General features: G+C 32.5%; 19 protein-coding genes. 14 read left to right on the forward strand and 5 right to left on the reverse strand.

Features of this window, described 5'->3' with window-relative positions; all coding sequences use genetic code 11:
* The first annotated feature begins 113 nt into the window (after positions 1-113).
* Positions 114-347, forward strand: a complete 234-nt coding sequence (locus C4F50_RS07760; protein ID WP_193845881.1) for a putative signal transducing protein — start codon at positions 114-116, stop codon at positions 345-347.
* A gap of 201 nt (positions 348-548) precedes the next feature.
* Here C4F50_RS07760 and C4F50_RS07765 read toward each other — a convergent pair whose 3' ends face one another.
* Positions 549-821 (reverse strand): hypothetical protein, encoded by a 273-nt coding sequence (locus tag C4F50_RS07765; protein ID WP_193845882.1) that lies wholly within the window; start codon positions 819-821, stop codon positions 549-551.
* A 324-nt stretch (positions 822-1,145) separates the two neighbouring features.
* Between C4F50_RS07765 and rpiB the strand changes: the two genes are divergently transcribed.
* Complete coding sequence (gene rpiB / locus C4F50_RS07770) at positions 1,146-1,577, forward strand: ribose 5-phosphate isomerase B (protein ID WP_193845883.1); 432 nt, start codon at positions 1,146-1,148, stop codon at positions 1,575-1,577.
* Between the two features lie 146 nt (positions 1,578-1,723).
* On the opposite strand, the gene C4F50_RS07775 is transcribed toward rpiB, so the two are convergent.
* Positions 1,724-1,993, reverse strand: coding sequence for a DUF1294 domain-containing protein (locus C4F50_RS07775; protein ID WP_193845884.1), 270 nt, complete (start codon positions 1,991-1,993; stop codon positions 1,724-1,726).
* Positions 1,994-2,174: 181 nt separating this feature from the next.
* Here C4F50_RS07775 and C4F50_RS07780 point away from each other — a divergent pair, with 181 nt between their 5' ends.
* The 3 genes from C4F50_RS07780 to C4F50_RS07790 are packed head-to-tail and all read left to right on the forward strand — an operon-like array spanning position 2,175 to position 8,089.
* Positions 2,175-4,043, forward strand: a complete 1,869-nt coding sequence (locus tag C4F50_RS07780; RefSeq protein ID WP_193845885.1) for a DUF3858 domain-containing protein — start codon at positions 2,175-2,177, stop codon at positions 4,041-4,043.
* Entirely contained in the window at positions 4,044-5,963 is a 1,920-nt protein-coding gene (locus tag C4F50_RS07785; RefSeq protein ID WP_193845886.1) for a DUF3858 domain-containing protein, read from the forward strand.
* A 2-nt stretch (positions 5,964-5,965) separates the two neighbouring features.
* Entirely contained in the window at positions 5,966-8,089 is a 2,124-nt protein-coding gene (locus C4F50_RS07790) for a Tex family protein (protein WP_193845887.1), read from the forward strand.
* Between the two features lie 91 nt (positions 8,090-8,180).
* On the opposite strand, the gene C4F50_RS07795 is transcribed toward C4F50_RS07790, so the two are convergent.
* Both C4F50_RS07795 and C4F50_RS07800 read right to left on the reverse strand, forming a co-directional pair.
* Complete coding sequence (locus C4F50_RS07795; protein ID WP_193845888.1) at positions 8,181-9,590, reverse strand: glycosyl hydrolase family 8; 1,410 nt, start codon at positions 9,588-9,590, stop codon at positions 8,181-8,183.
* Positions 9,591-9,690: 100 nt separating this feature from the next.
* Entirely contained in the window at positions 9,691-9,867 is a 177-nt protein-coding gene (locus C4F50_RS07800) for a Sec-independent protein translocase subunit TatA/TatB (RefSeq protein WP_193845889.1), read from the reverse strand.
* A gap of 210 nt (positions 9,868-10,077) precedes the next feature.
* On the opposite strand from C4F50_RS07800, the gene C4F50_RS07805 reads away from it, so the two are divergent.
* The 8 genes from C4F50_RS07805 (at position 10,078) to C4F50_RS07840 (ending at position 19,169) form a co-directional block, all read left to right on the forward strand.
* Entirely contained in the window at positions 10,078-10,581 is a 504-nt protein-coding gene (locus C4F50_RS07805; protein WP_193845890.1) for a peptidase, read from the forward strand.
* A gap of 11 nt (positions 10,582-10,592) precedes the next feature.
* Positions 10,593-12,086 (forward strand): GH3 auxin-responsive promoter family protein, encoded by a 1,494-nt coding sequence (locus C4F50_RS07810; protein WP_193845891.1) that lies wholly within the window; start codon positions 10,593-10,595, stop codon positions 12,084-12,086.
* Positions 12,087-12,140: 54 nt separating this feature from the next.
* Entirely contained in the window at positions 12,141-12,764 is a 624-nt protein-coding gene (locus tag C4F50_RS07815; protein ID WP_193845892.1) for a transposase, read from the forward strand.
* A gap of 65 nt (positions 12,765-12,829) precedes the next feature.
* Complete coding sequence (locus C4F50_RS07820; RefSeq protein ID WP_193845893.1) at positions 12,830-14,518, forward strand: DUF6909 family protein; 1,689 nt, start codon at positions 12,830-12,832, stop codon at positions 14,516-14,518.
* Positions 14,519-15,505, forward strand: a complete 987-nt coding sequence (locus tag C4F50_RS07825) for a hypothetical protein (protein ID WP_193845894.1) — start codon at positions 14,519-14,521, stop codon at positions 15,503-15,505.
* A 7-nt stretch (positions 15,506-15,512) separates the two neighbouring features.
* Entirely contained in the window at positions 15,513-16,817 is a 1,305-nt protein-coding gene (locus C4F50_RS07830; protein WP_193845895.1) for an MATE family efflux transporter, read from the forward strand.
* Between the two features lie 11 nt (positions 16,818-16,828).
* Positions 16,829-17,893, forward strand: a complete 1,065-nt coding sequence (locus C4F50_RS07835) for a hypothetical protein (protein ID WP_193845896.1) — start codon at positions 16,829-16,831, stop codon at positions 17,891-17,893.
* Positions 17,865-19,169, forward strand: a complete 1,305-nt coding sequence (locus C4F50_RS07840) for an O-antigen ligase family protein (RefSeq protein WP_193845897.1) — start codon at positions 17,865-17,867, stop codon at positions 19,167-19,169. The genes C4F50_RS07835 and C4F50_RS07840 overlap by 29 nt, the downstream gene beginning before the upstream one ends.
* Here the strand turns inward: C4F50_RS07840 and C4F50_RS07845 are convergent.
* Positions 19,138-20,214, reverse strand: a complete 1,077-nt coding sequence (locus C4F50_RS07845; protein ID WP_193845898.1) for a glycosyltransferase — start codon at positions 20,212-20,214, stop codon at positions 19,138-19,140. The genes C4F50_RS07840 and C4F50_RS07845 overlap by 32 nt on opposite strands.
* Positions 20,215-20,381: 167 nt before the next feature.
* On the opposite strand from C4F50_RS07845, the gene C4F50_RS07850 reads away from it, so the two are divergent.
* Positions 20,382-21,365, forward strand: a complete 984-nt coding sequence (locus C4F50_RS07850; protein WP_193845899.1) for a UDP-glucuronic acid decarboxylase family protein — start codon at positions 20,382-20,384, stop codon at positions 21,363-21,365.
* Positions 21,366-21,417: the final 52 nt, after the last annotated feature.

Here is a 21,417-nt window from a genome sequence, read left to right on the forward strand (position 1 = left end):
CTTTCAGATACTGATTTTCATCATTTTAAACAATCAAATTGATTCACTTATTTTAGTTATTGCTTTTTCAACTTAAATGCTACTCATTTCGTATCTTTATAAAAATCCCTTTTATGGAAAGCTTTAAAACGATCGCCATATTCAATTACGACCACGAAACAGTTATTCTCAAACACTTATTAGAGCAGGAAGAGATTCCGTATTTTTTTGAAAACGAAATCACTTTATCGGTCGTTCCAATGTATTCTGCGGCCTTGGGCGGGATCAAACTCAAAGTTCACCCCAGCGATTTCGAACAAGTCCAGGAAATTCTCGACAATCTTAACAATCCGCTTAAAATCGTTTGACACAATTCTAAAAAATTCAAATCAGACTAAAATTCAATTCAAAAAATAAAATTTTTCATTTTCAACTTTTTTAGTTTTCAACATATATTAAATACAACAAAAAAGATTTTTAAAAATTTAAAAAAATTTGTTGGTTATTATAGTGTGTTAATATGTCGAATAAATTTATTTTTAAAAGTATTGAAATGAAGTTTCTCTTAGTTATCTTGAGTTATCAACATAGTTATTTTGAGTTAAAAGTTTAATTTTGAAGCCTTTTTCAATTTTAATTAACAACGGTTGACAACCAAAAATAGATTCATTTTGTAAATAAGTTGATAGGTTGATTTGTGTTGAAAATAGCATTTTTGATATTGATAACTTTTCCAAAAATTCCTGAAACTTTTCTTGCATTTTAAGTTTACGTTTTGGATTAAGCATTTTTATGAAATAACCAAAAAATAGTTCTAATTTTCTTTTCGAACTTATTAACATTTTCTGTTAATTTAAAGTTAACTGAATATCAACGAATTACGAACTCCTATTAACACCTCAAAATTTTAACAAATAATCTGATTATTATTAATTGAATATCAGACTATTATGTAGTTATCAAAATTGTTAATAACTGATAAGGGTTTGAAATAAAGACAGTTGTATTTTGTACCAATTGATGAATGCAGAACTCATAATTACTATTGATTTAAAAGAATGTTTAAAACCTTAGATTAAAAAAGAAATTAGTGAAAATTAGTGTAATTCGTGGCAGTCATTTATAATTTAAGTAAATTTGCAAGACACAACTAAATAGTATTTAAAATGAAAATTTCGATAGGAAACGATCACGCTGGACCAGAATATAAAAAAGCAATCGTTGCAATGCTTGAAGCTAAAGGATATGAAGTAACCAATTACGGAACAGATTCTGTAGATTCTGTAGATTATCCAGATTTTGGCCACCCAGTTGCTAATGATGTTTCTGAAGGAAAAGCAGATTTTGGTATCGTAATCTGTGGCAGCGGCAACGGAATTGCCATGACTGTTAATAAACACCCCAAAGTAAGAGCTGGTCTTTGCTGGACCAAAGAAATCGCGTATTTAACACGTTTACATAACGATGCAAATATTGTGAGTATTCCGGCGAGATTCACATCGATTCCACAAGCGGTAGAAATTGTTGAAACTTTCTTAGAAACTGCATTTGAAGGAGGAAGACACCAAAATAGAGTGAATAAAATCGCCTGTTCGTAAAAAGTCAAAAAAAAAATCGGTGCTTCGCACCATATAAATAATAATAAACCGGGCGGATTTTTGAAATCTTTCCGGTTTTTATTTTTTAATATGTTAAAAATCAATTAATTGTATAGATATTTCATAGTTATTAACAATGTTGATATCTATATTTTATTATTTATTTTAAAATAAATAATGACAATCTGAATCAAAATAATTCCAGTAAATTTTACAATAAAAGAAGTTTTAGCCGTTTTATGTCTAAAGAATAACATTGCCAATAATAATCCAATCGTTCCGCCAATGAATGCGAGGAAAAACAGCGTGTTTTCTGGGATCCTGCGTTTTTGTTTACGAGCTAAAAATTTGTCGTAACCCGCAATTATAAATTCAAGAACATTTATAATTAAAAAATAGAGTAATAAAACTTTCATGTGTTGTTGATTAAAAGCAAAGATATTCTTTAGTTTTTTGAAATGAAAAAGTGATCTACAAGCTTGAATGATAGTAAAATTTTGGATTCAGTCTTATAAATAAATTTATTATTGATTGTTTTGGCTAAAAGTATATTTTTGTTCGAAATTAACACGTCTATTATTATAGAATAAGATTTGCATGAAGAAAATTTTTTATATTACATTTTTGTCATTTCATTTTTTAACCGCTCAAGAAAAATCCAAAATTCTATATAGAAATGAGGTAGTTTCTATTACCAGCAAAACAAAATTAGAAATAGAGTCTTTTATTGAAGAGCGAAGGGAAATTGCAAAAAGTAAAAATGTAGATGAATATTCTATTAATATTCCCTACGACAATTTTAGCGAAATTTCTAATATAAAAGGAATGGCTATTAATCCTGTTACCAACAAAAAGACTAAAATTTATCAATACGATATTAGTACAAACGAACTAAAACGCAGGGATATTTTTTACAGTGATAATAAATACAAACATTTTGATTTTAACTCCGTAGTTGATAAATCAAAAGTGGAGTATTCTTATAAAGTAAAACAAAATGAACCACGATTACTTTCTTATTTTACTTTTCAGCACGAACTTCAAACCGTTTCTTCAAAATTCGAAATAAAAGCCGATCCGTCTATAGAAATTGGTTATAAACTCTTTGGAGACCATCAGGATAAAATCATTTTTTCTAAAACTAAAGAAGGAGCTCTAGATGTTTACAGCTGGACTGTAAGCGATATGCCCGCGTACGAAGAAGAAAATAGATCTCCAAATTTTACTTATTTTCTGCCACATGTGGTCTATTACATTAAAAGCTACACTAAAGAGAATCAGAAAGAAAATCTATTTCCCGATGTAAAGCATCTTTATAAATGGTATTATTCTTTGGTGAAAGATGTAAACAAATTAGATCAATCAGCTTTAAAAGAAAAAACAGAAGAGCTTATAAAGAACAAAAAAACAAATAAAGAAAAAGCAAAAGAAGTATATAACTGGGTACAGCAAAATATACGTTATGTAGCTTTTGAATACGAAATGGGAGGGTTCATTCCACGAGATGCAGTTTCTGTTTTTGATAAAAAATATGGCGATTGTAAAGATGTTTCAAACCTTTTGAACGAAATGTTTAAATATGCAGGTTTAGAATCTAATTTAGTTTGGATAGGAACCAGAGATAAACCCTATAGTTTTGAAGATGTACCAACTCCATTGGTAAGTAATCACATGATAACGGCATTAAAAATAGACAATCAAAGATATTTTATAGATGGTACAGATCCTTTCTGCGAATTTGGTTTTCCTTCAGCAATGACCCAAGGGAAACAAGCTTTGATAGGATTATCCGAAGAGGAATTTGTTATTGAAAAAGTCCCTGTTCAAGATATAAAGGATAATAAAATTAAAATGGAGCTGGCACTTAAGATCACTGAGCATGGTGTTTCGGGAACTTCAAAAATGTTCTTATCAGGATATCAGAAAAGTGATTTTTTAAATATTTTATCCGGAAATAAACAAAAAGAAGAAGAGATATTAAAAAGTGGTTTAACGAGATACAATGATAAAATAGAAATTCAAAACGTAGAGGTAAATAAAAACGAATATGAAAATAAGGATGCTGTGTTTTCTTATAATTTCAAACTCGACGGATGGATTAAAAAAATAGGAGAGAAGATGGTTGTAAAACCTATTTTAATGGCTCCTTTTAAAGAATATATAATTGATTTGAAAGAAAGAAAATTTTCAATCGAGAATGATTCAAAATTTACAGACGAATTTACATATGTGTACGAAATACCAGAAAATTATCAGTTAGAATTTATTCCAGAAAACAGCAAAAAAGAGAATGAAGCATTAAGTTTTGAAATAGAATATAAAAAAGGAAAGCAGAATTTAATCGTATCACAAAAAATAGCTTTAAAAAAATTATTAATAACAGTCAAAGATTTTGAAAGCTGGAATAACGTAGTAAGCGAATTGACCCAACAATACAACCAATCTATAATCTTAACCAAAAAATAAATGAAAAAAATAATACTAATTTTTCTACTTTCTTTTTTAGTAAAAATACAGGCACAAGAAATAAAAAGTTATACTTGGGATGCCGTTCCTAATTTTGAAAAAATTCCAGAAGAATACAAAAAACTACCAGCAGTTATCTTGTTTGATAAAAGATGGGTTCATACCAGAATTAATACAAATATGTATGGTTTTGCAAAATTTAAAATGGAACATTTTGCTGTTAAAATAAACGAAGCATCAGAAATTACTAAGTATAACAAAGTTACTGCAGACGACAATAATACGATTCGCGACACTAAAGATTTTCATGCCAGAGTTATTAAACCTAATGGAGATGTAAAAGTTTTGGCAGAAAGCCAGATTGTTAACTCGGATATAAAAAATGTCAAATCAATAGCTTTTGAAGGTGTTGAAAAAGGAGATATTTTAGAATATTATTTTATTGTAAAAGAAAATCCAACCTCTAACGGAATGGAAATTTATCAGAAAGACGCACCAGTCCTTCATGCTGAATTTACACTGACAGATTCAGGATCTGCAGCTTCAAAAGTTTTTGCTTCAGACAATTTTAAAGATAACCATATTAAAAACAAAAATTTTTTTACAGCTGATAATATTACGCCATTAGTAAACGAAAAAAACTCAAAGAAATTCAAAAATTTGGTTAAAGTTCTTTATTTAATAACAGGTACTCCACAAGCAATGGTTACCAAACAATGGAGTTCATTTTTTAAAGATTATATTAAATTTAAGCCTTATGCTTTTAACAACAACGAGGTAAAAAAACTTATTTCAAATCTGGATTTAAAAGATAAATCTACGGACGAAAAAATAACTATTCTGGATGAGTATATAAAGTCGCATTTTGATACGTATTCTAAAGGCGAATCGCTTCAGCCTGATGTAAAAATTTTAGACGGAAAAGGAAAATTAAGGTACCAGGATTATATGTATTTGTATAAATATGCTTTAGAAACACTTAAAATTCCTCATGAAATTATTGCAAACGAAGATCGTTTTATCGGAGAATTAGACGATGAAATGATGACATTTTATGAGTTTATAGATTTTAATTATTATATTAGAGAAACAAATAAATATATTTTTCCAGGGAAACCCTACAGTCCATACGGAAATCCAGCTTACGAATTTCAAGATACCAAATCAAAAGGTTATAATTCAGCGAAGAAAGAGAATACCACTATTTTTGTTCCGATAATTTCATCAGATTTTACAAAAAATGATACAGAATCTATTGTAACTTTGGCTGATGATTTATCAAAAGCAACAATCGAGAAAAAGATATCTAATACAGGTTATACAGGACAGTTATTGAGATATACTTATAATGATCTAGCAAATAATGAAGAGAAAAAAGAGTTGACAGATATGGTTAAAAGTCTATCGATGGATGATATTGATGTTAAACTTTTAGATCATACAGTTGAAAATTTAGAATTTAAGAATAATTACACCAATGTACCGTTTGTAATTAATTCTAAAGTAGAAACCGTACAATCATTTACTGAAAAAGCAGGTAATTTGTTAATGGTTAATCTTGGAAAAGTAATTGGTAATCAAAGTAATCTATATCAAGAAAATACTAGAAAAACAGATATCGATTTAAAATATGCTAGAGAATTTCATAGTAAAATCGTCTTTAATATACCAAAAGGATATCAAGTAGATCATTACGAAGATTTGGTTATTGATAAAGTAATGAAATATGATGAAAATAAAAATTGTGAATTTAAATCGACAGTACAAATTATTGATAATCAAGTAATCATTACTATTGATGAAAAATACAAAGCGATAAATTATCCAAAAGAGGTTTATCAAGAATATAGAAAAGTTTTTAATGCATCTGCAGATTTTAGCAAAGCAAGTATTGTATTAAAACCAAAAAATAAAAAATAAAAATGACTAATATTCAATTCATTGCCAAGTCAGTCCAGGCGCCGGCGGTTAGTATTCAAAACACAGTTAAATTATTAGAAGAAGATTGTACGATTCCGTTTATTTCACGTTATCGAAAAGACGCGACCGGAAATCTTGATGAAGTTGTAATCGAGCAGATTGCAAAATTTCAGAAAGAATATGATACACTTATAAAACGTAAAGATGCCATTCTAAAGTCTATTGAAGAGCAAAAAGCGCTTACGCCGGAATTGAAGAAAAAGATTGAAGATAGTTTTGATTTACAGGAAATAGAAGATTTCTATCTTCCATACAAAAAGAAGAAAAAAACAAAAGCCGATGTGGCCCGCGAATTTGGGTTAGAACCTTTGGCTAAATTGATATTGTCTGAAAGTGATGTTGATTTTGATTTCATTTCGACTCAGTATCTGAACGAAAATGTAATTAATGAAGAAGCTGCAATTCAAGGTGCAAGAGATATCGTTGCGGAATGGATTAACGAAAATATCTACGTGCGTAAACAACTTAGAAGATTGTATCAGCGAAAAGCAACGATCGGTACAAAAGTGGTTAAAAAGAAAGCCGAAGAAGAAGGAGCACAGAAATTTAGCCAATATTTTGATTGGGAAGAACCTTTGACAAAAACACCTTCACATCGATTATTAGCAATGCTTCGCGCAGAAAATGAAGGTTTTGTGAAGATGAAAATTGATGTTGATATCGATGATGCTTACGATGTTATTGATGAAATCATCATTAAAAAACAAAACAATTCAACAGCGCATTTACAATTAGCCATCGAAGACAGTTTTAAACGTTTATTGAATCCAGCGATTGGAAATGAGACTTTGCAGGAAGCTAAAGCCAAAGCCGATGCCAATTCTATTCAGGTTTTTGCTAACAATTTAGGGCAGCTTTTATTAGCGCCGCCTTTAGGAGAAAAACGCATTCTGGCAATCGATCCGGGATTTAGAAGCGGCTGTAAAGTAGTTTGTCTGGACGAAAAAGGCGATTTATTGTACAATGAGACTATTTATCCGCATGCACCTCAAAATGAGGAAACAATGGCAATTAAGAAAATCCGTTCTATGGTAAATGCGTATCAAATTGATGCCATTTCTATCGGAAACGGAACGGCTTCGCGTGAGACCGAATTTTTCATCAAAAAAATAGCGTTCGATAAGCCGGTGCAGGTTTTTATTGTTTCTGAAGCAGGAGCGTCGGTATATTCGGCGTCAAAAATTGCGAGAGAAGAATTTCCAAATTATGATGTAACGGTTCGTGGTTCGGTTTCTATCGGAAGACGACTTTCAGATCCGTTAGCCGAATTGGTAAAAATTGATCCAAAAGCAATTGGAGTAGGACAGTATCAGCATGATGTGGACCAAACGAAATTAAAAGAAGAATTAGATAATACGGTTATTCGCTGCGTAAACTCGGTTGGAATTAATATTAATACAGCGAGTAAGCATTTATTAAGTTATGTGAGCGGCATCGGGGAGAAGCTGGCTGAAAATATCGTTCAGTATCGTTCTGAAAATGGTCCGTTTGAAGATAGAAAACAGCTGAAAAAAGTGCCTCGTTTAGGCGATAAAGCGTATCAGCAGGGAGCCGCGTTTATTAGAATTACCAATGCTAAAAATCCGTTGGATAATTCGGCAGTGCATCCCGAGGCTTATCCAGTTGTTGAGAAAATGGCAAAAGATTTGAAATTATCTGTAAACGACTTAATTGCAAACAAAGAGAAAACAGCGCTTATTAAGGCCGAAAACTATATTACTCCTGAAATAGGTTTGCTTACGCTAAAAGACATTATAAAAGAGCTTGAAAAGCCTGGATTAGACCCGAGGAAATCAGCTAAAGTTTTTGAATTTGATGCCAACGTAAAATCAATTAAAGATTTGAAAACCGGAATGATTTTACCGGGAATTGTGAATAACATTACCAACTTTGGCTGTTTTGTTGACATCGGAATCAAAGAAAGCGGATTGGTTCACATTTCGCAGCTAAAAGCCGGATTTGTAAGCGACGTAAACGAAGTAGTGAAATTACACCAGCATGTTGATGTAAAAGTTACTGAGGTTGATGAGGATAGAAAAAGAATTCAGCTGACGATGGTACTGTAAAATTCCAAATTTATCAAAATCCAAGAAATGGAATTAATAGATAAAAAAACTCCCAAATTACGATCGTAGTTTGGGAGTTTCTATTTTTAGATTATTTCAAAATCACTTTTTTGGTAACACTTTTAAATTCGTCGTTAGAAATCTTTACAAGATAAATACCGCTGGAATTGTTGGCCAGATTGATTTCGGTGCTTTCAGAAGTTGTTTTTTGCTGATGAACAATACTTCCAGAAGGAGAAATTATCGAAATAGTTGATTGCTGAGGTGCGTTAACTGTGATTCGATCTGCGCTCGGATTTGGAAAAAGCGTAACAGTAGATTTTTCAATATCAAAAGTATCATTGGATAAAGTGGCATTTAGCGGCAAATAAAAATTACCTGTTAACAAAAAGGAGTATAAAGTTTTTAATGTTTGATGAAAGTAGTTGTTAGGATCGTTAAGGCTCTTAAGATCATTGTACGAATCATCTAAATGCTTTTGGTTTTCACCAGCCATCGCTGCGCAGGCAAAAGAACCAACAAATGTAGCATTGTGCCATTGCCCGCTTTGACTTAGTGTTCCGTTTTGATTATAACCATCTTTGATATTTGTTGTGCCGCCCAGAGTAACTCGGACAAAATCAGAAGATTTTTTAGAATATGTTTTAGCATCAGTAGTTCCATACCAAACATAATCTACAGCAATTCTCCAAGGTGTTCGGGCAGCATCGTAACCATAGTTTCTTCCTCCTGCAATATAATATCCAGCTTGAGGGTCAGTTGAATAAGCACCAGAAGCTGCACACCAGTCAGAAACCAAACCTCCTGCTGCATTATTTACAGTAAGATTGTTGTTGATAACTGTATAAGCTTTTGCAGCAACCTGATTCCAAAAAGCAGCATCATTTGTAAATGCTCCAAAAGCTCTGTAATAAGCAGGAGAAAAATAAGAAGGATTAGTAAGCTGGCTGCCGCCAAACTGGTCTCCAGGTTTCAAAACATAGGTATTCGCTTCAATTTCGTGGCTTTTAATTGCAGCAATCAATGCTTTAGCATCATTTTTATAATTGATATTTCCAGCGCTTGGCCATTGATAATCGGCAACAATAAGTGCCATTGCAGCATCAAGTTCTGCATCAGTTGCTCCGTTGAAACCGTTGGTTCCTGAGCAGCCATTTATCTTCCAATTCATAACGCCGTTGGCGTTTACATTGTCTTTGTAATACAGCCAAAGTCCGTCAAAAAGGGTTTTGTCTCCTCTGTAAGCCGAGAGCAGCATTCCGTAGGCAATTCCTTCAGAAACGGTTTGACTGCGATCATCAAATTTCACGCGGTATCTGTCATTAGAACAGGCTTCTACAAAATTGGTTTTCCAAGTTTCATAATTTGTTAAGGCATCCTGACTGTTTTTGGTCGCTGCCATCAGTCCATTTCCGTGCACTTTATTGGCGGGAAAGGGCAGTGTCTGCGATTGACCTTCTGCGGCAAACAGAAAAGCCATCACGAAAAGTAGGTTTTTCATAATTTCATAATTTAGGGTGCCTAAAAGTAAGATTTTTTGTGTAAATAAAAAACCCCGAAATACATTTGTATTTCGGGGTTCAGTAATAAGTAATAAAAACTTATTTTGTCTCTTCTTCTTTTTTAGGAGCAGCAGGTTGATCGTCTTTAGCAGCGTTTTTAAATTCTTTAATACCGCTTCCTAAACCTTTCATTAATTCTGGAATTTTTTTACCTCCAAAAAGTAAAATCACAATAGCTACTATAACAAGTATTTCTGTAAGACCTAATCTTCCCATGATTGTATATTTAATGCCGAAGCAAATTGTTTTTCTTAATTATTCCGCAAAGGTATATAGAAATATACGAACTAAAAGCGTTTTTGGATTAAAATGTTTATTTTAAGCTGCGTTAAATATTTTATAAAATTAAAAAATTAGTAAATTCATAAATTGTCCGCCCGCCGTTACAATACTATTAATTATTATATTTGCTTGAATAAAGAAGTTATGGCAAGAAAAAAAATAGGTTTTAGAAAAAAATTATTCACCAAAAACCGACTCGTAATTCTGAATGAAGATACTTTTGAAGAACTGTTTTCTTTTAAACTTAATTTAATGAATGTCTTTGTTACGTTTACGCTGGGAGGCATTTTCTTAATTCTAATTACCACCTTTATTATTGCTTTTACACCACTACGCGAATTTATTCCAGGTTATTCTTCGACTGAGTTAAAAAGAAATGCAACCAGACTGGCTATAAAATCCGATTCTCTTGAAAAGGCTTTACGACAGAATGAAGCTTATATAAAAGGAGTGCAGAAAGTTTTGAAAGGCGAACTCGATTACGCAAAATTCAACAAAGATTCTATTTTATCTGAAAGCAGCAACGAGAAACCAGATGCAAACATGAAAACTACGGAAGCTGAAATTAAACTAAGAGAAGAAGTTTCTGAAACCGAAAAAGAAATCAAGGAAAAATCACTGAAGAAAAAGAAAAGTGACAAAAAATAATACCATACAAAATGTCAATTAAAGCGGTAGCGGCAAAAATATTTGCAAAAAATATATATCATAAAACACAAAAGTGGGCTCAAAAACCGGTAGAAACGCAGCAAAATGTTTTTACAAGTTTAATCAAAAATGCAAAGAATACCCATTTTGGAAAAGACCATGATTTTACCAAAATAAAGTCATTTGAAGATTTTCAAAAACATGTTCCTGTTAGAGATTACGAAGATTTAAAACCTTATATAGAAAGAGTTGTAAAAGGCGAAGAAGATATTCTTTGGAAAGGAAAACCGCTTTATTTTGCTAAAACTTCTGGAACAACTTCTGGCGCAAAATTTATTCCGCTTACCAAAGAATCCATGCCATTTCATATCGAAGCAGCGCGTAATGCCATTCTGCATTACATTCACGAAAGTGGAAAAGCAGATTTTGTTGACGGAAAAATGATTTTTTTGCAGGGAAGTCCGATCTTGACTGAAAAATACGGGATTAAATTTGGACGACTTTCTGGAATTGTAGCGCACTTTGTTCCGAAATACCTGCAGCGAAACCGAATGCCGTCTTGGGAAACCAATTGTATTGAAGACTGGGAAACCAAAGTAGATGCGATTGTTGATGAAACGATAAAAGAAGATATGTCTATAATTTCGGGAATTCCGTCTTGGGTTCAGATGTATTTTGAGCGTTTACAGCAAAAAAGCAACGGACAGAAAATAGGCGATATTTTTAAGAATTTCAATCTCTTTATTTACGGCGGCGTAAATTATGAGCCCTATAGAGCAAAATTCGAAAATATGATCGGCAGAAAAGTAGACAGTATCGAATTGTTTCCAGCTTCTGAAGGTTTTTTTGCCTATCAGGATTCGCAAAAAGAAAAGGGAATGCTCTTATTATTGAATTCGGGTATTTTCTATGAATTTATAAAAGCAGAGGAATTTTTTACCGAAAACTCAAAAGTATACACCATTGGCGAAGTAGAAATAGGTGTTAATTATGTTTTGATTATTTCTACAAATGCAGGACTTTGGCGTTATAATATTGGAGATACGGTTCAGTTTACCTCGTTAAAACCGTATCGTGTTATAGTTTCTGGACGTATCAAACATTATATTTCGGCTTTTGGTGAACACGTTATTGCCAACGAAGTCGAAAACGCGATGAAAGAAGCAGTTGCTGAAACGAATATTGTAATTAACGAGTTTACTGTTGCGCCACAGATTAATCCTTCAAGCGGATTACCTTATCACGAATGGCTGATCGAATTTGAAAAGGAACCAGAAAATATGCAGGCTTTCGCCGAAGTCATAGACGATTCGATGCGAAAGCAAAACATTTATTACGATGATTTAATTACCGGAAACGTTTTAAGAAAAGTAGTGATTACAAAAGTCTCCAAGAACGGTTTTCAGGAATACATGAAATCGCAAGGAAAACTAGGCGGACAAAATAAAATTCCGAGATTATCTAATGATAGAAAGATTGCGGATAATTTGATAAAAATCGGATAATATTTAAAAACATTAAAAGATTATACAAATAGGGTATAGAGGTCATTTAAATTAATGAGTCAAGGAAAGTTTCAAAATAAATATCGTATTTCTTCAATAAGAGCGCAATGGTGGGATTATGGTTGGAACGGGGCTTATTTTGTAACTATTTGTACACAAGACAGAGAACATTATTTTGGAGAAATTCAAAATGATAAAATGGTTTTATCGGAGGTTGGTATTATTGCCGATTTATTATGGTACCAAATTCCCATACATCATAAAAACGTTGAATTGGGTGATTTTGTCGTCATGCCCAATCATATTCATGGAATTTTGATTATTAATAAACCATTGAATGATATTGATAACGTGAAAAATGTCGTCGTAGAGGCAGGGCATGCCCTGCCTCTGCCACCGCAATCGTCATCATCCACATCGACCGCCGAATTTAAAAAACCAGGTTCGCAGCGTTTTCAAAACATCGGAAAAAATACCATCTCGTCTATTATTGGATCTTATAAATCTGCAGTAACAAAACACGCCAATAGATTAGGATATCCACATCAATGGCAAAAATTATTTTATGATAATATCATTAGAGACAATAATCAGTATCAAAGAATTTCTGATTATATTGTTTCAAATCCAGAGAATTGGGTAAAAGACAAATTTAAAACAGAAGATAAAACAAAATAAAAATGATGTTGTATTTACAAGGTATGCCCTGTATTTGCTTACATTTGAGTTATAAATAAAATAGAATGAAAGAAACCAAACATATATCAAGATCAAGAGCGCAGGAATCTTCTGCTGCTATAGAAAAAATGTACATTACAATGCGCCATTTATTCAACCGTGGTTTTTACAAACCAATGGGGGTTTCGGGTGATAGTTTAAGAGAATCATTATTGGCACTGCGTCCAGAAATTTACGGAAATATAGCCGAAGAAAAAGTAGAGCTTAACGGACTTTTGTACGTTATAGAACGTCTTCCAATCGGAATTGAACAATGCCGTTTTATCAATTTAACTTCAGATGAAGGGTATTCTAAATCGCATTTTCAGCCGATTGTTCCTCCAAAAAGAAGAAGAAACTGCTACAGAATCGACGAAGAGCAAATGAATGTGGAAATCACCCGCGGACGTTCGGATATTTATGATATCCTGACGCATTTGACTTTTATTTTCATTGAATCACACAAGATCAAAAATAGAATTTTAATTGATGATGCTGGAGAAGTGTCCCGCGATTGGCAGAAATTGGAACAAGCCATTATGCAGACCAAAAAATTGTCGCAGATTGAGAAAGAAAAAGCTATTTCGCACGTAGCCAATATCCTTGCGAGAACATTTGAAGAGGTTTTGGATATCTACGATGCTTTTGGATCTGAAACAGCTCCAGATCGTTTCTTACACGTTATTTATTGGTTAGGAAAATTAGCTATTGAAGAAATTGTAGACAATAATAAACGTACCATCACTTTCAGTCCTGTTTTACGCGAACGTTTGGGACACCATATTCACGGTGAAATCTGGGCAACAAATATTAAAGAAGTTTTAAAAGCGAATAAATTACTGCAAAGACCTATTCACATCATTAGTGCCAATATGCATAGTGTTATGAACTCGATTTTTGCAACACCTTTATTAACATCAAAATACAAAGGTAAAAGCGATTTCTTTATTTATGAAGAATTAAGCAGTTCTGGATCAAAAGAAATCAGATCTCAGGTAGAGGAACTGGCAATTAAAAACGGAATGATTTCGCTTCCAGATTGCTCAGGAACCAACATTGACGTGCAGATTTTTGATACAGCCAAAATTGACTGGTCAAAAACCGCTTTTTCGTATGCCAATATAGACGAAGAAAAACCAGTAATAATTGTGATGGATTATGCCTTTGGAGAACAGGCTTACGAAACCATTGACGAGCTTTTGAAACCTTACAAAAAAGAAACGCTGCTTAACGTAAAATCGGTTTCGATTATGGGAAAAGCCGGAATTCTAGAAGGAGGAAAGGGCGACATCATGATTCCGTCGGCACATATCAATGAGGGAACGGCTGATAATTATTTCTTCGAAAATGAATTAACAGGCGCCATGTTCGAAGGAAATGATATTGCTATTTACGAAGGTGCAATGGTAACTGTTTTGGGTACATCATTGCAAAACAGAGATTTATTGAAATTTTTTCACGAATCTACTTGGGGTGTAATTGGTTTGGAGATGGAAGGATCGTATTATCAAAAGGCGATTCAGTCGGCATCAAAAATCAGAAAAAGCGTGCCGCAGGACATTAAAGTTCGTTATGCGTACTACGCTTCAGATAATCCATTAGAAACGGGAAGTACCCTTGCTTCTGGCGGATTGGGAACGACAGGTGTAAAACCAACTTATTTAATTACAATTAAGATTTTAGAGCAGATTTTCAACATAAAAGAAGCAGTATAAATGAGCACAAAAATACCCCAGACCGAAGATCATCAAGAGATTGATATTTTTCAGCTTTCAAAAAGTATTAACAGTTTTTTTGATAGACTGGCAACAGGTATTTTCAGGATAATTCAGTTTTTTGTAAAAAGCTGGATTATCGTGTTGGTTTTGGTAATTCTTGGTTTTGGTTTGGGATGGTATTTGGATTCGAACAAGAAAACGTACGATAACAAGATCATTGTAACTCCAAATTTTGGAAGCGTAGATTATCTTTATTCTAAAATCGATTTGATACAATCTAAAATTGTTTCGGGAGATACAGCTTTTTTGAAAAACGAGGTAGGAATTTCTAATCCAAAGTCAATTAAGCGAATCGAAATAAAACCTATTGCTGATGTTTATAAATTTATCGAAGACAAAGAACAAAATTTTGAACTGATTAAATTAATGGCTGAGGTTGGTGAAGTCAAAAAGGTGCTGGAAGATAATGTAACAAGTAAAAATTATACTTTTCATTCGATTTCTTTCGTATCAAACAGAATTACAGCAGATAAAGATATTGTAATCCCCCTATTAAAATATTTAAACGGCTCGGAATATTTTAATGAGCTTCAAAAAATTGGATATAAAAACTTAGAACAGCAGATTATTCAAAACGATACCATCATTGCACAAATCAATAATGTTCTGAATAATTTTTCGAGTACAGCAAAAAACGGATCTAGAAACGATAAACTGGTCTATTATAACGAAAATACCCAGCTCAACGACATCATAAAAACAAAACAATACTTGATCACAGATCAAGGTAAAAACAGATTAAGACTAGTTAATTATGATAAAGCTATAAAGGAAATCAATTCTGTTCTGAACATCAATAATACAAAAATAACCAGCGGTAATTTTAAATTCTTACTTCCAGTATTTTTGATTTTGGTTTTTGTTTTTGTTTCTTTATTCCAGAAGTTTTATCGCAGAGAGCTTTTAAAAGCTGAGATTAAATAATAAGCGGTTGAAAACAAATAAAATTTTTGAAAGAGTTTCCAAAAATCCATTCTTAAAGCAAAGTCTAAGTACTTTATTTTTAAGAATTACTGGGGTCTTTCTGTTATTTGGTTTCACCGTGTTTTTAACCAAAACCTATAGTCCGAAATTAGTAGGGCAGTACGATTTTGTTCGGTCTTTTCTTTTAGCTGTTGGGAGTGTCTGCCTTTTGGGTTTTGATCAGTCTATTCTATATTTTAGGGGACGATTAGCCAGCCAGAATGCACTTGAACAACTAAAAAAAGTGTACCTCAAAATGATTGCAATGCTGTTTGTAACTTCGGTTTTGGTATTGCTTATTGTACTGCTTTTGAACGAGCAGTTTGTAAATAATTATTTTTCGGATAACGAGGTTTATTCCATGCTGTTAAAAGGAGCAGCGGTTTTGTTTTTTCATGGTCTGTCTCTTTTAAATGTTGAGGTTTTAAGAGCTCAAGATAAGTTGTATGTCGCCGAATTATTTCGAAACATTATCAAATATATTCCCTTAATAGTTGGCGCCGTTGTTTTATTTTATTGGCATAAAGAAAACTATTTGGTGGATGTTTTTGTAATTGGATTTGTTTTTTTGTCGATGTTTTCTTCAGTTTTTGTTTTCTATTATTTTAATAAAATAGTTCCAATAGCATCAAAAGAGATTGTTACAAAAAAAGAAGTTTTTACAAAATCATATCCAATTGCGATCAGCGGTATGGCGATGTTTTTATTAATGTCTTTTGATATTATGTTCCTTAAAAAATATTGGAACGACGAAACCGTAGCTTTTTATTCTGTGGGCGTCAAAATAATGACAATTGTTTCGGTTATAATTTTGACGATAAATATTACCGTTTCGGCAAAAATCGCAGAGTATTTTTCAAGCCATAAAATGGAAGAATTGACTAAAACAGTTCGAAATAGTTCCCGTATGATTTTTGCGATTACCTTTCCCGTAATTGGGATAATTAGTATTTTTTCTCAGCATGTATTATCCTTTTTTGGGCATCAATATATTGTGGGACAGCAAGCTTTTTTGATTTTAATTATCGGTCAAGGAATCTGTTCGGCATTTGGTTCTGCACCAGTTTATTTAAATATGACGGGCAGACAGCATATTTTTAAGATTATTTTGATTTTGGCTGTTGTTATAAATTTTACTTTAAATCGATTTTTGATTCCGATTTACGGAATGACAGGCGCCGCAATTGCATACGCCGTAAGTTCTGTTTTTTGGAATTTTATTTCGGCAGTTGTAATTTATAAGAAAGATAAAATCAAGATTTTTATAAACTAGAAGACAGTAAAATGAAAAAAACAATTCAAAAAAAGACTGCAGCATTTTTGCTAATTGCATTGGCAAATCTGGTTGTTGCATTTTTGTCTTTTTTTGTACTTCCTCCTAAATTTTTCTACGATGCTGCCATCATCGCTTACGACAAAGGAAATGAAATAGGTTATTTTGGCAGTTATCCGTTGACTATTTTATTGTACAAAATTTCAGGATTTCGTTATCTTCCTTTCCCAGTTATTGCTCTTATTCAGTTTCCGATCTTAATTTATATTCTATACAAAATTGGTGTTCCAGATCATTTTGAAAAAGTAAATGTGAAGAATGTTCTCGTGTATTTAGCAATATTCATGATGGCGATTTTTATGTCAATGCCATCAAAAGAGTTTATTACTTTTTTGTATGTTTCGCCGATTGTTTTTATGTGTCTTAACAATCAGATTTCGTTAAAAAGAACTGTATTTTTTACTGTTTTGCTGCTTGTAATTTTCGGAGCCTTTTACCGTCCATATTATGCATTGATTCCGATAATTGGCGTCGGAATGTATGTCGTTAGTAGAATTACGTTTAAAAATAAAACCATAACGGCTGTTTTTTACGGATTACTGATTGCTGTTTTTCTGTCATTCAGTCATGGAATAATAAAAGGAAAATACCTTTCAGAAATCAGTCGTGAAGTGGTAAACAGTGACCGTGTTGGCTCTGCAGACGCCAATTCGATTATCATTTCTCCTGTCAAAACAGATACTTGGTACGGAGAAACGATTGGAATTTTTTATGGATTCTTCACTGTAAATGTACCGATAAATGGACTTAAACATATATTTTCACCACAGATAATCGTTTTTATTGTCTGGCAGCTTTTATTATTTTATATTCTGCTCGTTCGGTTTTCGAAATGTTTAAAAGATCGGAAAAACTATCCCAAGGAACTTTTGGTTTTACTGATTATTTTTTCTTTTTTTATTGTACAAGGCGTTTTTGAACCCGATTTAGGGACTGCAGTACGTCATAAAATTGGTATTTTTCCTTTAATCTATTTTGCGTTGTATTATGAAAATTTCCGAAAAAAACTTCAGTAGAATATTTCATGTTTTTTTATGCGCGATTGCGGTATCGATTATTTTCAGGAAACCCTGCTCTATTTTGATTATTATCTTTGGTGTTTTTAATTTACTTTTTGCCAAAAGACTAAAATTCAATCAGAAAGCATTGATTTTAGTATTTTGTATTGCTTCACCAATTTTATTGGAAGTTATAATGTTTTGGAATAACGATTCGTTTTCAAAAGGGCTTAAAGCTTTAGAAAAAAGTATTTCACTGGTTTTGTTTCCTATTTTTATAATTGGAAATTATGAGCGAATTCAATTTTTAAAACTCGTCAAAATTTACAGCACGATAATAACCATTTTAATGCTGTTTTTTTTCATCCGATTTAATATTGTCTATCCTGAATTGTTAATTAAATATCTTAATGGTATTGATCTTTGGGAAATGGGATATCAGTTTTCAAATAGTATCGGGATTCACGCACCAGCGCTTAATATGCATCTGGCCTTTGTTTCTATTTGCAGTCTTTATTTTGTTTTTTCGAGTTTTAAGAATCATGAAAAGGCAGTAATTAAGGCAATTCAGATTTTACTTTTTTTAATGTCTTTTTTCTTTGTATTGTTTGTGAATACCAGAATGGCTTTGTTTAATGTATTGGCAGGTTTTATAATTGTTTTCTTTTTTGAAATCAATTCGAATTTTAATATCAAAAAAATCATAATTGCGGGAATTACAACAGCAGTAATGCTTTCGGGAATTTTGTATTTATTCGTTCAAAAAAATCCTTATATGAAAGAAAAATATTCTTCAATAACTTTTGCGTATATGGATAAGGTTGGAAAATTGGATGAAATAGATCATCCTGAAATTAAGGTTTTTAATTCGTTTGTTACACGGCTTTCGATTTGGAAATCGGCTTGGGAATTGTCTGTGAAAAATCTGCCTTTTGGAGTTGGAGCTTCCGACGGAAAACCAGAACTATTTAAGTATTATAAAGAAACCAATCAGCAGTTTTTAGCAAAATATGAATTTCCGACGCACAATCAGTTTTTAGATTTTTTACTAAAATTTGGATTTCTAGGGCCTTTAGTAGTTATACTTTATATTGGTACGATCGGCTACCTAGGTTTCGATTTAAAAAATGCCATTATCGTTTCGTTTTTCTTCTTGTTTTTTACTTCAAATTTAACCGATGATTTTCTGCTTCGCTTTGATGGAATTGTTTTTAGTGGCTTTTGGACCTCTGTTTTTGCTGGTTTTTGGCTCCAGCAAAATGCTATTCGTAATAAAGATCCAGAAGTTGCTTAAAATTTTTATTTGTATCGAAAAATTTTAGAGTTCTTTCAAATCCATTTTTACCGAGTTCTATCCTTTTTTGTTCGTCTTTTAAGATTTCAAAATAAGAATCGAGTTCTTCAATAGCATCAAACAAAAATCCTGTTTTATGAGAAACTACGGCATCTTTATTGCCAATTATATTGGTTGCAATTACAGGTTTTTCAAGTGTCATTGCTTCTAAAACAGCAATAGGTAAACCCTCCCAAAGAGAAGTCTGCAGATAAACATCAATAGAATTTAAAGCTGAAAAAACGTTTTGTTTATCAAGAATCCAACCCGTGATCTTAATATTTGGAGCAGTTAAAAAATGAGCTTTTTCACCGCCTCCAATCCATATAAATTGAAAGTCAGGAAAACGAAGTGCAATTTTGTTAAACAATTCTGGGTTTCTGGCAGCAGTTACTCTTCCTAAAATTCCTATCGTTAGTTTTGTATTTTGATGAGGTAGAAAATATTGGCGGATATTGGGAATGTCTACACCATTTCGAATCAGTTTTACTGGACCAATTTTTTTAGCAATCTCAAATTCAGTATCGCCACAGGCAACTATGGTACCGCCAAAGATATGTTGAAAGCTTTTCTCAATTAGGGTATATATTTTTTGAGAGCGGTGTGAGATATCTGTTCGTAAAAAAGCATAACCATGGGGGCTGTAAAAAAGCTTCTTTTTCCTGAATAATAAAAAACAAGAAATTCGGCCCAAAACACCCGCTTTTGAAGAGTGAAGATGAATTATATCAGGATTTATTTTACGAAGTGCCTGTGTTAATTTGAATATGGATTTTAAGTCGTGAAATGGAGCAATTTCTCTAACCATACCTATATGAATCAGATTTACTGAGGATGAAAATTCTGCATTCACCTTCATTTGGTCAACACCATTTCTATGACCGCTGTAAATAATAGTTGTTTCTGTTTTTTGTCTTATCTCTTCGTTTCCAAAAAAATCAGACAAATCTTTAAAATAACTATAAACACCTCCCTCTAATGCTTCAACAATGTGTACAACTTTCAAAACAGATAAAATTAGTTTTCGTAAAAGTAAAATAAACCAATTAATTAAAGAGTTAAAAAAACATTCTCTCTTGAGCTAATATTTTAGTAAATTTAAAAGGGGAAATATTTTATTAAATTTGTGCATATTTGCAGAGATTATCAAAAAACGAATATCACAAAGTCATTATGAAAAGAATACTTATTACCGGAGCAGCTGGTTTTTTAGGATCGCACTTATGTGATCGATTTATTAAAGAAGGATATTTTGTGATCGGAATGGATAATCTTATTACAGGAGATCTTAAAAACATTGAACACTTGTTCAAGTTAGAAAACTTCGAATTTTACCATCATGATATCACCAAATTCGTTCACGTTCCGGGCGAATTAGATTATATACTGCATTTTGCTTCACCGGCAAGTCCGATTGATTATTTAAAAATTCCGATTCAGACACTTAAAGTAGGATCTTTAGGAACACATAATTTATTAGGTTTAGCTCGCGTCAAAAAAGCCAGAATCTTAATTGCTTCGACTTCCGAGGTGTACGGAGATCCGCTGGTACATCCGCAGACAGAAGAGTATTACGGAAACGTAAATACAATTGGACCGCGCGGGGTGTATGACGAAGCCAAACGTTTTCAGGAATCCATTACAATGGCATATCATACTTTTCATGGTGTAGAAACCAGAATTGTTCGTATTTTTAATACGTACGGTCCAAGAATGCGATTAAACGACGGCCGTGTAATTCCGGCTTTTATCGGACAAGCATTACGAGGAGAAGATTTGACCATTTTTGGAGACGGTATGCAGACACGTTCTTTCTGCTATGTAGACGATCAGGTAGAAGGTATTTTTAGATTATTGCATTCAGATTATGTGTATCCTGTAAATATTGGAAATCCAGACGAAATTACGATTAAGGATTTTGCAGAAGAAATTATAAAACTTACTGCAACAAACCAGAAAGTGGTTTATCATCCGCTGCCGATAAACGATCCTTTACAGCGTCAGCCAGATACCACAAAGGCCAAAGAAATCTTAGGATGGGAAGCAAAAGTGAATCGTGCAGAAGGAATGAAAATTACCTATGATTATTTTAGATCGCTTTCTAAAGAAGAACTTTCTAAAGAAGAACACAAAGACTTTTCAAGCTATATAAAATAAAAAATGCTATTTAAAATTTAATAGTCTGCAACGCAATTATGACCGTGTTTCA

It is taken from the genome of Flavobacterium hungaricum, from assembly GCF_015182285.1.
Taxonomy (GTDB): domain Bacteria; phylum Bacteroidota; class Bacteroidia; order Flavobacteriales; family Flavobacteriaceae; genus Flavobacterium; species Flavobacterium hungaricum.